Source organism: Actinomyces sp. ICM58 (assembly GCF_000283035.1).
Taxonomy (GTDB): Bacteria; Actinomycetota; Actinomycetes; order Actinomycetales; family Actinomycetaceae; genus Pauljensenia.
Genome location: NZ_ALIY01000124.1, coordinates 1 through 14,271, shown reverse-complemented (window position 1 = coordinate 14,271; position 14,271 = coordinate 1). Strand labels below are relative to the sequence as shown.

At 67.7% G+C, this 14,271-nt stretch carries 14 protein-coding genes and 1 tRNA gene; 12 read left to right on the top strand and 3 right to left on the bottom strand.

The features are described from left to right. Positions 1–2,673: error-prone DNA polymerase (locus HMPREF1138_RS06000; protein ID WP_039937156.1), on the top strand; the 2,673-nt coding region annotated here is incomplete at its 5' end. 6 nt (positions 2,674–2,679) lie between these two features. On the opposite strand, the gene HMPREF1138_RS05995 is transcribed toward HMPREF1138_RS06000, so the two are convergent. Beyond that, positions 2,680–3,336, bottom strand: coding sequence for an HAD family hydrolase (locus HMPREF1138_RS05995; protein WP_081495988.1), 657 nt, complete (start codon positions 3,334–3,336; stop codon positions 2,680–2,682). A gap of 88 nt (positions 3,337–3,424) precedes the next feature. On the opposite strand from HMPREF1138_RS05995, the gene HMPREF1138_RS05990 reads away from it, so the two are divergent. The 6 genes from HMPREF1138_RS05990 (at position 3,425) to HMPREF1138_RS05965 (ending at position 6,832) form a co-directional block, all read left to right on the top strand. After that, positions 3,425–3,913, top strand: a complete 489-nt coding sequence (locus HMPREF1138_RS05990; protein WP_009057694.1) for a MarR family winged helix-turn-helix transcriptional regulator — start codon at positions 3,425–3,427, stop codon at positions 3,911–3,913. A gap of 78 nt (positions 3,914–3,991) precedes the next feature. After that, positions 3,992–4,078, top strand: a tRNA-Leu gene (locus tag HMPREF1138_RS05985). Between the two features lie 59 nt (positions 4,079–4,137). Next, complete coding sequence (locus tag HMPREF1138_RS05980) at positions 4,138–4,821, top strand: DsbA family oxidoreductase (protein WP_009057688.1); 684 nt, start codon at positions 4,138–4,140, stop codon at positions 4,819–4,821. After that, positions 4,818–5,333, top strand: a complete 516-nt coding sequence (locus tag HMPREF1138_RS05975) for a nucleoside triphosphate pyrophosphohydrolase family protein (RefSeq protein WP_009057698.1) — start codon at positions 4,818–4,820, stop codon at positions 5,331–5,333. The genes HMPREF1138_RS05980 and HMPREF1138_RS05975 overlap by 4 nt, the downstream gene beginning before the upstream one ends. 71 nt (positions 5,334–5,404) lie before the next feature. Continuing rightward, entirely contained in the window at positions 5,405–6,502 is a 1,098-nt protein-coding gene (locus HMPREF1138_RS05970) for an FAD-dependent oxidoreductase (protein WP_009057702.1), read from the top strand. Between the two features lie 33 nt (positions 6,503–6,535). Further along, positions 6,536–6,832, top strand: coding sequence for a hypothetical protein (locus HMPREF1138_RS05965; RefSeq protein ID WP_009057690.1), 297 nt, complete (start codon positions 6,536–6,538; stop codon positions 6,830–6,832). A gap of 83 nt (positions 6,833–6,915) precedes the next feature. Here HMPREF1138_RS05965 and HMPREF1138_RS05960 read toward each other — a convergent pair whose 3' ends face one another. Further along, complete coding sequence (locus tag HMPREF1138_RS05960; RefSeq protein WP_039937153.1) at positions 6,916–7,848, bottom strand: aldo/keto reductase; 933 nt, start codon at positions 7,846–7,848, stop codon at positions 6,916–6,918. A gap of 5 nt (positions 7,849–7,853) precedes the next feature. Next, positions 7,854–8,708, bottom strand: coding sequence for a RecB family exonuclease (locus tag HMPREF1138_RS05955; protein WP_009057696.1), 855 nt, complete (start codon positions 8,706–8,708; stop codon positions 7,854–7,856). Positions 8,709–8,787: 79 nt separating this feature from the next. Between HMPREF1138_RS05955 and HMPREF1138_RS05950 the strand changes: the two genes are divergently transcribed. From HMPREF1138_RS05950 to HMPREF1138_RS05930, 5 genes are all read left to right on the top strand, one after another. Continuing rightward, entirely contained in the window at positions 8,788–9,837 is a 1,050-nt protein-coding gene (locus HMPREF1138_RS05950; protein WP_039937147.1) for a tRNA (adenine-N1)-methyltransferase, read from the top strand. Next, entirely contained in the window at positions 9,830–11,374 is a 1,545-nt protein-coding gene (gene arc / locus HMPREF1138_RS05945; protein ID WP_009057692.1) for a proteasome ATPase, read from the top strand. Before HMPREF1138_RS05950 ends, arc begins: the two co-directional genes overlap by 8 nt. Further along, positions 11,371–12,891: a depupylase/deamidase Dop gene (gene dop / locus HMPREF1138_RS05940; protein WP_009057689.1), complete on the top strand. Its 1,521-nt coding sequence runs from the start codon at positions 11,371–11,373 to the stop codon at positions 12,889–12,891. Before arc ends, dop begins: the two co-directional genes overlap by 4 nt. A 26-nt stretch (positions 12,892–12,917) precedes the next feature. Next, positions 12,918–13,094, top strand: a complete 177-nt coding sequence (locus HMPREF1138_RS05935; protein WP_009057700.1) for a ubiquitin-like protein Pup — start codon at positions 12,918–12,920, stop codon at positions 13,092–13,094. Position 13,095: 1 nt separating this feature from the next. Continuing rightward, on the top strand, positions 13,096–14,271 hold a 1,176-nt coding region (locus HMPREF1138_RS05930; protein ID WP_039937151.1), incomplete at its 3' end, for a proteasome accessory factor PafA2 family protein.

The window sequence follows — 14,271 nt, the reverse complement described above, 5'->3', positions numbered from 1 at the left end:
GATGTCCTCGCGGATCTGGCGCAGCGGACGGGAGCCATGCTGGTGGCCACGACGGGGGCGCGCATGTCTTCTCCGGCCAAGGCGGCCCTCGGCGATGTCCTCGCGGCGACCCGCATCGGCACCTCACTGGAGGAGGCCTACGCCCACCTGGGGGCACGCCGCTCGTTCCTGCGCTCGCCCTCCGAGATGGCACGCCTGCACGCCGCCTATCCCGAGGCCCTGAGCAACTCCTGCGAGGTGGCGGCAGGCGCGGCCTTCGACCTACGCCTCGTCGCACCCAGGCTCCCTCGCACGAGCGTCCCGACGGGCCATACTCCCCAGACGTGGCTGTCCCACCTGGCCCGGCAGGGCGCACGCGAGCGCTACGGCAGGCGGGAGGAGCATCCCAGGGCGTGGGAGACGATCGACCGGGAGCTGGGCGTCATCGAGCGCCTCGGTTTCGCCGGTTATTTCCTCATCGTCAAAGAGATCGTGGACTTTTGCGCCCAGCGTGGCATCGTGTGCCAGGGGCGTGGCAGCGCGGCGAACTCCGCCGTGTGCTTTTGCTTGGGCATCACGGCGGTGGATGCGGTGCGCCATCACCTGCTCTTCGAGCGTTTCTTGTCGGACGCCAGGTCGGGCCCTCCCGATATCGACGTCGACATTGAGGCGAGCCGGCGCGAAGAGGTCATCCAGCACGTGTACGAGCTCTATGGGCGCGATCGTGCGGCCCAGGTCGCCAACGTCATCACGTATCGTCCGCGCTCGGCGATGCGTGACGCGGCGCGGGCCCTGGGCTATCCGGCGGGCAGCGCGCAGGCGTGGTCGCGGGGGAAGGGGGAGGCGCCGCTCCTCGTGAGCGAGGCCGCCCGGGCCTTGTCACGCCTGCCGCGACACATGGGCATCCACTCGGGGGGCATGGTTCTGACCGATCAGCCGGTCTCGCGTATCTGTCCGGTCGGGTGGGCGGCGATGGAGGGGCGCACCGTGCTCCAGTGGGACAAGGAGGACTGCGCGGACGCGGGCCTGGTGAAGTTCGATCTGCTCTCTCTCGGCATGTTGACGGCTCTGCGCATCGCCTTCGACGAGTTGGGTGACGGCTCGGGACGCGGCGAGCATCATCCTCCCCTGCGCGGCTGGGCATCGCGCGCCCTGAATGGGGTGGGGGAGCGTCGGCTCGGCCTGCACACGCTTCCCGCGGAGGATCCTCGCGTCTACGACCTGCTGTGTGCGGCTGACACGGTGGGCGTGTTTCAGGTGGAGTCGCGCGCACAGATGAACACGCTTCCGCGCCTGAAGCCCCGATGCTTCTACGACATCGTCGTCGAGGTGGCTCTCGTTCGGCCGGGACCCATCCAGGGTCGCGCGGTCAACCCCTATCTGCGCCGACGCGCTGGGAGGGAAGCGGTCACCTACCTGCACCCCCTGTTGGAGCCCGCCCTGCGTCAGACTCTGGGCGTCCCCCTCTTTCAGGAGCAGCTCATGCGCATCGCCTCGGACGCGGCGGGCCTGTCCGGTGCCCGCGCCGATCAACTGCGCCGAGCCATGGGGGCCAAGCGCAGCCCGGAGCGCATGGAGGCCCTCAAGGAGGATCTCATGGCTGGGATGGAGGCGCGCGGTATTGACGCGCCCACGCGCGAGCGCATCTTCGATCAGCTCAAGGGTTTCGCCGACTTTGGCTTCCCCGAGTCTCACTCTTTTTCCTTCGCGCACATCGTGTACGCGTCCGCGTGGCTGAAGGTGCACGCACCCGAGCACTTTTATGCGGCGATCCTTTCCTCCCAGCCCATGGGGTTCTATTCGCCGGCGACGCTGGTCCAGGACGCGCGCAGGCACGGCGTGAGGGTCGCGGGTCCGTCGGTGAACGACTCCTTCCTGGACGCGGGCGTGCAGCTCGCGACCGTCGCGCCAGAGGACTATCGGGAGGGGCGCCCCGACCCGCTCCCGTCGCGCCAGGTCGTCCCCCTGGATGTGGATCCCTCGCTGGTGCTGCGCATCGGCCTGTCCTCGGTACGAGGCCTGGGCGGGGCCGCGACGCGCATCGTGGCGGCCAGGGAATTGGGAGCCTTCACGAGCCAGGCGGATCTGGCCGCACGGGCCCACCTGAGCGCCACGGACATGGAGAAGCTGGCCCTGGCCGGGGCGCTTGAGTGCCTGGGAGTGAGCAGGCGTGAGGGCGCCTGGTCGGCCGGGGCGCTGGCCGCGCCGACGTCGAGGCGGGGGGAGTGGCAGCCCTTCCTGCCCGGCACCGAGGTGGGCACCCGCGTACCTGACCTGCCGGCTCTGACGCCGGCCGGGCAGATGTGCGCCGACGTCGAGGCGATGGGGCTCACCCCCGGGCGCCACCCGTTCTCTTACCTGCGCGACTGCCTCCCGGGCACGGTTCTTCGTGCCGCTGACCTGGGAGCCCACCTGGACGGGCGCATCGTCGAGGTGGCAGGCCTGGTCACGCACCGCCAGCGCCCCCACACGGGCGGCGGCGTCACCTTCTTGTCCCTCGAGGATGACACCGGCTACGTCAACGTCTCGGTGGCCGTGGGCACCTGGAATAAGTTTCGCCGCGTCGGCCTCGAATCGGATGCCCTGCTCGTGTCGGGAACCCTCGAGTGGGGCGACGGCGCGATCAACGTGCGAGCCTTCCGTCTGCGCGCCGTCGAGCTGCCCATCGACGTGCGCTCGCGCGACTTTCGTTAATGCCCCTCAGCGACCGGCAGGCATGAGGAGTGCGCGCAGGTCCTCGACCGTGTCGCACACGACCTCGGCGTCGTCCAGACCGTCCGCCGTCGCATACCCCCACCGAACGCCGACCACCGCGATGCCGGCCTCGTGGCCGCCGCGCACGTCCCAGACCGAGTCGCCGACGATCACGGGGTGTGACACGTCGGCGCCCATTGCGTCCAAGCGAGCCACGGCCTCGTGAATGACCGTCGCCTTGGAGGAACCCGGGTCCGGCGTGGCCCCCGCGATCACGTCGAAGGCGCCCGCCAGTCCCAGGTCCTCCATCTGTGACAGCGCCATGGGAGCCTGCTTCGACGTGGCCGTCGCCACTGGCACGCCCGCCCGGTGCAGGTCCCACACCAGCTCGGGCACCCCCTCGAAAGGCACGGGGTCCAGATAGTGACGCATGTAGCACTCCCGGTAGCGTTTTACCAGGTCAGCCAAGAGTTGACCGGAGTAGCCCAGATCGCCGAAAGAATGCCACAGGGGAGGCCCCACATAGCTGCGAAGACGCTGATCGTCGGGGATCGGCAGTCCGAAGTCTGACAGGGCTTCGCGGAAGGCGTCCATAACGGCCGGGGCGGAGTCGACGATCGTCCCGTCGACGTCGAAAAGAACAGCAGAAATGGGCAAAGACACTAAATCCCCCGAGTTGTTGGTGCTTTCTTAGTCACTATGCCCTATTATCCCGAGAGAAGCATCCGACACGACTACGAGAGAGGCAGACGTGGAATCACGAGCACGGCTCACCCCGATCGTTCAAGCCAATAGTGCGCGTGCGGCCGCGTGGAGAGTCTTCTTCGAGGCGTCCGGACGCCTGCAAGGGATCCTCGAGACGCGCCTGAAGCGCACCTACGGCGTCTCCATGCCGGACTACAACATCCTCCTGGCCCTGTGGGAGGCGCCCGGCCACCGCCTGCGCATGGGCGAGTTGGCCGACCGCGTCGTCTACTCGCCCTCGCGCGTCACCTACCTGGTGTCCAACCTGTCGCGCGATGGCTGGGTCGAGCGCATCCCCTCCAAGGTCGACCGACGCGGGTACGACGCTTGCCTGACCACCCAGGGCATTCAAACTGTGCTTGCTGCCACAGAACTGCATCAGCAGACGGTCAGCGAGTACCTCCTGGACGGCATGACGGACGAGGATATCGACGCAATTGCAAAGGTTTTCTCGACCCTGGACTCCCGCCTGAAGGCCGACACAGCCGATTCATAGTTTCGATTGGCGCAAGTCGACGCAATCGTGTTAAGCTTCTACTCGCTTGCGGATCGCAACGGTTCGCATCGCTCACCTGCGCGGGTGGCGGAATAGGCAGACGCGCTAGCTTGAGGTGCTAGTCCTCATTTTACGAGGGTGGGGGTTCAAGTCCCCCTCCGCGCACGAAATGCCCCGGGGCCGGAAGGCTCCGGGGTTTTCCATATCACCGAACAGGAGACACCGTGCGCATAGATATGTGGCTCGACACGTGCGACCCGTGGAGCTACCTGGGGCTACGCCACCTTCGCACCGCCATGGATGCCTTCGACCACGGCGACGAGATCGAGGTCTATCTGCACGCCTACCTGCTCGACCCCGACCTGGACGCGCCCATCGATAAGCCGCGCGTCGTCGCCCTCGTCGAATCCGGCGCGGCGACCCTGGAGGAGGTGCGCGAGGCCGACGAACGCATGCGCTCCCTCGGAGCCCGCGAGGGCGTTCGATTCGACTTCGACTCCCTCGTCATCGCCCCCACCTCCCGCGCCCACCGCGTCATCGCTGCCGCCCACGACGCCGACATCGACACCGACACGGTCGCAGGCCCCGACTCCCTCCATCTCAAGGTCGCCGAGGCCATCATGCGCTCGCACTTCGAGATGGGCCTGGACGTATCCCACCCCGAGGTGCTCATCGGATGCGCGCAGGACATCGGCATGCCCGGGCAGCTGGCAGCCCTCGCCATCGAGGACGAGGAGTGGGCATCGCGCGTCTACTCCGACTACCAGATGGCGATGCACATGGGCGTCACCTCCGTGCCCACCTACGTCTTGGATGCCCAGTTCCTCGTCGATGGGCATCAGACCGTCACCGCTTTTTCCAATATCCTGGCCACCGCCTGGGACAACGCACGAAAGGATCACGCATGAGCGAGAAGGACACCACGGCCTCGTCGGTGACGACAGGCGCCCCCAGCCCGATGGAGCTGGTCCTCCAATTCCACCGCACCTACTCCACTCCCATCCGCCCCTTCGACGATCCCACGCTCGACTACGAGCGCGTCGGCATGCGCATGAGCCTGATCGCTGAGGAGTTCGCCGAGCTCATGGGCGCGGTCTACGGACCGCGCGCACGCGCGATCGTCGAGGCCGCCACCGCCGAGGCCGTCGCCGCTGACGACGGGACCCGCGACGTTATCGAGACCGCCGACGCGCTGGCCGACCTCGTGTACGTCATCTACGGCATGGCCATCGAGTCGGGCATGGACCTCGATTCGGTCCTGGCCGAGGTGCAGGCCTCGAACTTGTCCAAGCTCATGCCCGACGGCTCCGTCAAGCTGCGCGAAGACGGCAAGGTGCTCAAGGGCCCCAACTTCTTCCAGCCCAATATCGCCCGCGGACTGGGGCTTGACACCAGCGCGACCAAAGCGGATGCGGACTAAAGTCCCTATCACGCGCATTCGAGGGCGCGAGGTGACACAATAGACGCGGTCCATTCAAAAGGAGGAATGTCATGGCACGCGTCGTAGTCATCGGCGGAGGATACGGAGGCGTCACCGTCGCCAAGGGGCTCGACCCCCTCGCGGAGGTCATCCTCATCGAGCAGAAGGACCAGTTCGTCCATCACGCGGCCGCCCTTCGCGCCGCCGTTGACACCGTGTGGGAACACGCCATCTTCATGCCCTACACGAACCTCCTGAGCCGCGGCCAGGTCGTGCGTGGAACCGTCTCCGCCGTCGACGGCACCACCGTCCACGTCTTCGGGCACGACCCCATCGAAGCCGACTACATCGTCTTTGCCACCGGCTCGACCTACCCCTTCCCGGCCAAGTACTCCTCCTACCGCTCTTCCGTGGCCAAGGCCCGACTGGAACAGCTCCACGAGAACCTCTCGCGCGCCCGTTCCGTCATGATCGTCGGCGGCGGAACCGTCGGCATCGAGCTGACAGGCGAGCTCGCCAACGCGTTCCCCGGACTGGACATCACGATCGTCGAGGCTTCTGACCGGATCCTGGGCACCCCCGGATACACCGACGCGCTGCGCGACGAGATCAGTGAACAGCTGGCCACCCTCGGCGTTCGCGTCGTCACCGGCTCCGAGCTGGCCTACCTGCCGCCGCAGAACGTCGGAGACCTGGCCCACTTCATGGTTGAGACCAAGAACGGCGACGTCATTGAGGCCGACCTGTGGTTCCAGTGCTACGGCGCGCGCGCCAACACTGGGTTCCTGATCGGCAGCGAGTACGAGTCCGTCATGCACCCCGACGGCACGCTCCGCGTCGAGCCGACCATGCAGGTGGCGGGCCATTCCACCGTCTACGCCGTCGGCGACCTGACCGACGTGCGCGAGTCCAAGCGCGCCGACGCCGCCCGCCAGCAGGCCCGCGTCGTCATCGCGAACATCACCGCGCAGATTGAGGGGGAGGCTCCCGACGCCCACTACGTTCCCACCAAGGAATGGGTCATTCTGCCGCTGGGTCCGAACATGGGCGCCTCGCAGCTGCTGGATTCCGATGGGCAGACGCGCATCCTGGGCGCTGAGCAGACGGCAGAGATCAAGGGAACGGACCTCATGGTGTCCGTTATCCGTTCGCAGCTCAACCTGCCCTGAAAAAGTGCGCGTTCTCACGGTAGACTAAGTGCCATGACCCGAGATGCCCGCCGCGCGCTGACGCGCCTGCTCAACGCATTCGAGAACCACTTCGACATCGCACGCGATGGAGACGAGGCCGACGACGCCGCGCTCGAAGCCGCCGAGCTGGCGCTGCGCGACGCCTTCTTCACCTACGACGACATTCTCTTCACCCAGCTGGGCGTCGAGCTCCCCTTCGATATCCTCGACGATAGCGACGACGAGGACGACTACGACGATGAGGAAGAGGACGATGAGGAAGAGGACGAAGACGACGGGGACGACGACTTCATTGAAGTCGACGACTGATCTGCGCCTCTCAGTCCATTCGTGACGTGAAGCGTCCGAACCTGATGGTTCGGACGCTTCACGGGTTTCGGCGCTCAACTACTCTACTGGGCGACCTCAGCCAGGACCTGGCGGATCGGATCGGGCAGCGGCTCCGTGTACTCCAAGAGTGTGTCAAGCTGGCGCACGGTGCGTGGGCCAACGAGGGCGGAGCTGACACCCGGGTAGTCGCGCACCCACGCCAGCGCCACGTCCGCAGTCGAGCGGTCCAAGCCGGAGGCTGCACGATGCGCCGCCTCGATGACCCCACGGGCAAAGCCCGACAGGTACGGCTCCACCATGTGGCGCAGATGCGGGGACGCGGCGCGCGAGTCGGCGGGGGTTGAATGACGGTACTTCCCCGTCAACGCACCCCCCGCCAGCGCGGAAGCCGCCACCACACCTACCCCGCGGCTGGCGAGCTCGGCCACCGTGCCCGCGTGCGAGGCGTCCGCCAGCGAGAAAGGAAGCTCGACGAGCGTGATCGGAGCACTGGCACCCACGGCGCCGCGTGTCACGGCCTCGGCGAGCTGCCAGTGCGTCGAACGCGACAAGCCCACGTAGCGCGCACGCCCGCTGCGGTAGGCGAGGGTCGCCGCCTCCAGCGTTTCCTCCAGGGGAACCTCAGGGCGCGGTTCAACCAGCCAGACGTCGACGTAATCCGTGTCCAGTCGCGCCAGCGCATCGTCCAGGCTCCGCAGCAAGTCTCCACGACCCGCCGCGCCCACCCAGGCACCCTCCGAAGCACGACGCATCCCGCCGCGCCACGCAAGAACCACGCGGTGCCTGCCCACCGACGCCACGGCCTCGGACACGACATCTACAGCCATCCCGTCGCCGTGAGAGGGGGAGCACTCGAGGAGGGAACCACCCGCGTCGACGAAATGCGTGAGCATCTCGAGAGCCTCGGGCGCGTCAGTGTCGCGCCCCCACGTGAGGGTCCCCAAGCCGATTGGGGACAGGAAAAGGCCGCTGCGTCCGCATTGCTCCGAGTTCATGAACACTAGCCTAGCCGAGTCCGAGCCAACCACCGTGCATGCTCCTTCGGCATCGGGGGAGTGGTGCCCCCAAAGACCGGGCACAGGGAACGCACGCCGCACCAGTTGCACAGCGGGTTCTTGCGCGCAGCGAAAGAATCGTTCTCAATATCGGACTCGATGCGCGCCCACAGCTGGTCGATATGTCGCTCGAAGGCACGAATATCGTCGGCCACCGGATCGAACGTGATCACCTGCCCGGCGCGCAGATACACCAGCTGCATGCGCGCCGGCAGCCTCCTCGTTCGCGCCAGGAGCAGCGCGTAGAAACGCATCTGGTACAGGGCCTCGTCCACATAGCGCGGACCGGGGGCCTTGCCCGTCTTATAGTCGACGACGCGCAGGCGCCCGTCCGGGGCCGCATCGATGCGGTCGATGAAGCCGAGCAGGCGCACGCCGCCCGCAGTCGTCGTCGTCACGCGCTCCTCGCGCGCGGCTGGCGCGATCCAGCGCGGCTGCTCGATGGCGAAGTAACCGTCGATCACCCCGCGCGCCTCCTCGAGCCAGGCGTCGCGATCCGCCTCGTCGGCAAACAGCCGAGCGATAGCAGGCGCCTTGTCAACCGCCGCCTCGTAGGCGGGGCCCACCTGCGCGCGAGCGGCCTCGGGCGTGCGCTGCTCGGGCGGGAGCGCGAACAGATCCTCAAGGACCGCGTGGACGATGGTGCCCAGCGCCTTCGCCCGGGTCTCAGGCTCGCGGTACCCGTCCAGGACATGGAGCCGATACTGCAGGGGGCAGCGCTCGTATTCCTTCGCGCGCGAGGCCGACAGGGCGGGGTCCCACGTGCGCGGGCCGGGGGAGGGGGCAATGAGGTCTGTCATGAATACCACGCTAACCCCCGCCGCCCCCATCTGCGTCCTGGCAGGGGCCAGACAGGCCCGAAGCGCTATTCTTTACGTAATGACTATTCAACGTAATAATTCCGAAACAGCCACTGATTATGGCCAACCCACCCGCCGAGGCCCCCTCGCCGAGGGTGACCGCGTCCAGGTCCGCGACCCGAAGGGGCGCTTCCACCAGGTCATCCTGGTCCGTGGCGGACGCTTCCAGTCCAACCGCGGCGGATTCAACCACAACGACGTCATCGGCCGCACCGACGGCCAGGTCATCATCACCGACGAGGGCCGTCAGTTCCAGATTCTGCGCCCCCTCCAGGTCGACTACGTCATGTCGATGCCTCGCGGAGCAGCCGTCGTCTACCCCAAGGATGCCGGCGTCATCACCCACATGGGCGACATTTTCCCGGGCGCCACGGTCGTCGAGGCCGGGGCCGGGTCGGGTGCCCTGTCAATGGCGCTCCTGGACGCCGTCGGCCCGCAGGGGCGCCTGATCTCCGTGGAGCGTCGCCAAGACTTTGCCGACATCGCCGCGGCGAACGTGGACCTGTGGTTCGGACGCCGTCACCCCGCGTGGGATCTGCGCGTCGGCGACGTCGACGCGGTGCTGTGGTCCGCCGAGCAGGGCAGCGTGGACCGCGTGGTCCTCGATATGCTTGCTCCCTGGGAGAACATTGAGGCGATCACGCACGCGCTCATTCCCGGCGGCGTGCTGGTCTGCTACGTGGCGACGGTGACCCAGATGTCGCGCCTCGTCGAGGACCTGCGCTCCTCGCAGCGCTTCACCGATCCCATCGCGTGGGAGGACATGCGCCGCGAGTGGCATCTTGACGGCCTGGCCGTGCGCCCCGAGCACCGCATGGTCGCGCACACCGGATTCCTCGTCGTCACCCGACTGCTTGCCCCCGGCGTCACGCCGCAGGAGCGTTCGACCCGCCCCGCTAAGGCAGCGGAGGGCCAAGGCGGCGCCTGGGACGACGAGGCGGACTGGTCCCTGGAGAAAGTCGGCCAGCGCGTGAACTCTGAGAAGAAGGTCCGTAAGGTGCGCCGCGACGTCGTCGCACAGGCCGACACGTGGGCCAGCGAGGGACGCGAGGCACAGACCGATGAATGACGCCGACCAGCGCCTCTCGCTCGAACGGCGCATCGTCTCGCTGGAGGAGAAGAACGGGCGCCTCACGAGCGCTCTGACGGCCGCCCGCACGGAGCTGATCCGCCTTCAGGGCGAGTTGGCTGACGTGTCACGCCCGCCGCAGACGCTCGCGACCTTCGTGCGTGCCTTCCCGGCGGCGCGCCAGATCGAGGTCGTGACGGGCGGCAAGCGCATGCGCGTGGCGGTCTCGCCCAAGCTTGACGTCACCGACCTGTCCTACGGGCAGTGGGTACGCCTGGACGACACGATGATCGCGGTCGCCGCGGACGACTTCGCGCGCAGCGGGCAGGTCGTCTCCGTCCTGGAGCTCGTGGGCCCCGACCGTGTGCTCGTCGCCGCCGAGGGCGGCGCAGAGACTCTCTTGGAGCTCGCCGGGCCGCTGCGTCACGGCAACCTGCGCCCCGGGGATTCCCTCGTCGTGGACGCACGCTCGGGTATCGCGCTCGAGCGCATCGTGCGCGAGGACGTTGAGCAGCTCCTCACCCCCGAGGTGCCCGACGTGACCTACGGGGACATCGGAGGCCTCGACGCGCAGATCGCTCAGGTGCGCGACTCCATCGAGATGCCGTTTAATCACCCCGAGCTTTACCGTCAGTTCGGCCTGCGCCCGCCCAAGGGCATCCTGTTGTACGGACCGCCTGGGTCGGGCAAGACCCTCATCGCCAAGGCGGTCGCGAACTCCCTGTCCCGGCGCGGCGGGGCCTCGACGTTCTTCCTGTCGATCAAGGGCCCGGAGCTCCTCAACAAGTTCGTGGGCGAGACCGAGCGACAGATTCGCGCGATCTTTGCCCGCGCGCGCACGCTCGCGGCCGGAGACACCCCCGTCGTCATCTTCTTCGACGAGATGGAGGCGCTGTTCCGCACGCGCGGCACGGGTGTTTCCTCCGACGTGGAGACGATGATCGTCCCGCAGCTGTTGGCCGAGATGGACGGCGTCGAGTCCCTCGACAACGTCGTCATCATCGGCGCCTCCAACCGCGCTGACATGATCGACCCCGCCGTCCTGCGCCCCGGGCGCCTGGACGTGCGCATCCGGGTGGATCGCCCCGACCGCGCGGGCGCCCTCGACATCTTCTCCAAGTACCTGACCCCTCGGGTTCCGATCCACGCCTCCGAAGTCGCCCGCTTTGGCGGCCTCGACGAGGCCGTGGCGGGGATGATCAAACGCGCCGTGGACGCGCTGTACACCCGCGATGAGACGACCGCTTTGTTCCTCGCGACGCTCGTGAGCGGCGAACACAAGCGCATCTACCTGGCCGACCTCGTCTCCGGCGCACTCATCGCGGGGATCGTGGAGCGCGCGAAGAAGTACGCGATCAAGGACGCCCTGAGTGGCGAGGCCGCGGGGCTCACGATGGGTCACCTGCTGCGCGGCGTGCACGAGGAAATGAACGAGTCGCTGGAGCTGGCAGCGACGTCCTCACCGGAGGACTGGGCTCGCACGAGCGGGCTCGCGCCCGAGATCGTGAGCGTCAAGCCGATTGGAGTGGTGAAATGAGCAGCGAACGCATCATCGGAACCGAAACCGAGTACGGCGTGTACCGCCCGGGTGACGCCTGGGCGAACCCGATCGCCCTGTCCACCCGCGTCGTCTCCGCCTACGGGGAGATCTCGCGCGCCGGGACTGCGGCCGAGGGGGCGGGTGTCGTGCGCTGGGACTACACGGGCGAGGATCCGCTCAATGACCTGCGCGGCATGCGCATGTCGCGCGCGGCCGTCGACCCGTCGCTCCTCACGGACGATCCGTACCACCTCGCGCCGTCGGGCGGCTCCGAGCGCGTCGCACGCCCCACGGCCGAGGAGCTTGCCTTGCCGGCAGCGACGACCGCTGTGCTCACCAACGGCGCGCGCCTGTACGTCGACCACGCCCACCCCGAATACTCCGCGCCCGAAACCCTGGGTGCGCGCGACGCCCTCCTGTGGGATCGAGCGGGCGAGGTGATCGCCAGGCGCGTCATGGAGCGCCTGGAGGCATTGGGCGAAGAGCCCATCGTTCTCGTCAAAAACAACACCGACGGCAAGGGCGCGGCCTACGGCACCCACGAGAACTACCAGATGCCACGTATCACCGACCTGGACACGATTGTGCGCGGCCTGACCCCCTTCATGGTCACCCGCCCCGTCATCTGTGGCGCGGGCCGCGTCGGACGCGGGCAAAAGAGCGAGGTCCCCGGCTTCCAGATGTCTCAGCGCGCGGACTTCGTCGAAAACGAGGTCGGACTCGAGACGACCTTCAACCGCCCGATCATCAACACGCGCGACGAGCCCCACGCCAACCCCGCACAGTTCCGCCGCCTGCACGTGATCGGCGGAGACGGCAACATGTTCGACGTGTCCGCCTTCCTGCGTTTCGGCACAACCTCCCTGGTGCTGTGGGCCATCGAGCAGGGCACCGACCTGCGCTGGGACTCCATCGTCATGGACGATCCCGTGCAGGAGACGTGGAATGTCTCCCACCACCCGGACCTCGACTATAAGATCGGCACGGCCGGCGGCTCCTACACGGCCGCCGAACTCCAGCAGGTCTACCTCGACCTCGTCCTGGACGCCTTCAAGGAGACCGGAACCACGCCGACGGCGGCGGACCAGGAGATTCTCACCCTGTGGCAGTCCGTCCTCGACCGCATGCGCACCGACCTCTTCTCGGTGGCAGCCCAGGTCGAGTGGGTCGGCAAGTACCAGCTGGTCAAGCGCCAGAAGGAACGGGCGGGACTGGACTGGAACGACCCGCGCCTGGCCGCCATCGACTTGCAGTGGGCGGACCTGCGACCCAGCCACGGCCTCGTGTTCCGCCTCGCCCAGGCCGGCATGGTGCACCGCCTCGTGTCCGACGAGGAGGTCGAGCGCGCCGCCGACGAGGCACCGACCAACACGCGCGCCCACGTGCGCGGATGGGCCGTGCGCAACCGCCCGGACCTGGTCAAGGCCTCGTGGTCGTCGCTCGTTTTCGACCCGGGCCAGGGCGACCTGGTGCGATTCCCGCTCGCTGACGCCCTCGACACGTCCACCCGCTGATACGACGACAGAAAGAAGAACACACCATGTCGAACCAGATTTTTGCCGGCACCCCCACGCCCGACGACGACGCCACCGAGGCGGCGGGTCAGGTCCAGGCCCGTACCTCCTCGATTGACTCCCTCCTCGACGAGATCGACTCCGTCCTCGAAACGAACGCCGAGGCCTTCGTGCAGGGCTTCGTCCAGAAGGGCGGCCAGTGACGTGAGGCGGAGAGTTTTCGGCATCGAAACGGAGTACGGGCTGACGGCCGCGTCCCCGTCCGGAGCAGCGCCGATGGACGCTGAGCACGCCGCTCGCCAGCTGTTCGAACCCCTCCTGCACCAGGGCCGTTCCTCCAACCTTTTCCTGCGTAACGGCGGTCGACTCTACCTGGACGTGGGCGCCCACCCCGAGTACGCCACCGCCGAATGCGACCGGCTCGAGGATCTCCTCGAGCAGGACCGCGCGGGTTCCGTCATGCTCGCCGACCTGGCCGTCCAGGCCGACGAGGCGTTGGCGGAGCTGGGCACCGACCTGTCGCTGCACCTCTTCCGCAACAACCTGGACTCGCAGGGCAACTCGTATGGCTGCCACGAGAACTACCTGCTGCACCGCAGGCGCGACTTCCGCCAGGTCGCCGACGCGCTCGTCGCCTTCTTCGTGACCCGCCAGATCCTGGTAGGTAACGGGTGGATCAACAAGGGAGCCGCGACGCCGCGCCTGCAGTTCTCCCAGCGCGCCGACCAGATGTGGGACGCCGTGTCCTCGGCCACTACCCGCTCGCGCCCCATCATCAACACGCGCGACGAGGCCTTGGCCGACTCGGGCGCGTACCGGCGCATGCACGTCATCGTCGGCGATACGAACGTCGCGGAGCCGACGACGGCGCTGAAGGTCGGCATGACCGAGCTTCTCATCCACGCCATCGAGGACGGGCTCCAGATCGAAGACCTCTCTCTCGCCGATCCGATGCGAGCCATTCGAGAAATCAACGCCGACTTGACCGGCTCCACCCCGATCGAGCTGGCCTCGGGCCGCACGACGAGCGCCGTGGCCCTCCAGCGTGAAATCCGCGAACGTGTCCTCGCGCGGATCGGCGTCGCCGAGCTCGACCCGATGCGCGCCTACGTCGTCGACCTGTGGGGTCGAGGCCTCGACGCGATCGCGAGCGGCGACTGGAGCGGGGTCGACACCGAACTCGACGTCGCCATCAAGCGCTCGCTGCTGGAGTCCTACTGCGCGCGCACCGGCGCTGCCCTGAGCGACCCGCGAGTGGCCCGCCTCGAGCTGTCCTATTCGGACATCACGGCGCAGGGCCTGCGCGAGCGCATGGAGCGCGCCGGCCTCATGCGACGCCTCACGACGCCGGAGGGGGTGGCCCGCGCCACCACCGTGGCG

What these genes read in the sequence shown, in the direction of transcription:
- HMPREF1138_RS05960 (WP_039937153.1), bottom strand. Translation starts at nt 7,848, where the DNA reads ATGAACTCGGAGCAATGCGGACGCAGCGGCCTTTTCCTGTCCCCAATC.
- HMPREF1138_RS05935 (WP_009057700.1), top strand. Translation starts at nt 12,918, where the DNA reads ATGTCGAACCAGATTTTTGCCGGCACCCCCACGCCCGACGACGACGCC.
- HMPREF1138_RS05970 (WP_009057702.1), top strand. Translation starts at nt 5,405, where the DNA reads ATGGCACGCGTCGTAGTCATCGGCGGAGGATACGGAGGCGTCACCGTC.
- HMPREF1138_RS05975 (WP_009057698.1), top strand. Translation starts at nt 4,818, where the DNA reads ATGAGCGAGAAGGACACCACGGCCTCGTCGGTGACGACAGGCGCCCCC.
- HMPREF1138_RS05965 (WP_009057690.1), top strand. Translation starts at nt 6,536, where the DNA reads ATGACCCGAGATGCCCGCCGCGCGCTGACGCGCCTGCTCAACGCATTC.
- dop (WP_009057689.1), top strand. Translation starts at nt 11,371, where the DNA reads ATGAGCAGCGAACGCATCATCGGAACCGAAACCGAGTACGGCGTGTAC.
- arc (WP_009057692.1), top strand. Translation starts at nt 9,830, where the DNA reads ATGAATGACGCCGACCAGCGCCTCTCGCTCGAACGGCGCATCGTCTCG.
- HMPREF1138_RS05950 (WP_039937147.1), top strand. Translation starts at nt 8,788, where the DNA reads ATGACTATTCAACGTAATAATTCCGAAACAGCCACTGATTATGGCCAA.
- HMPREF1138_RS05955 (WP_009057696.1), bottom strand. Translation starts at nt 8,708, where the DNA reads ATGACAGACCTCATTGCCCCCTCCCCCGGCCCGCGCACGTGGGACCCC.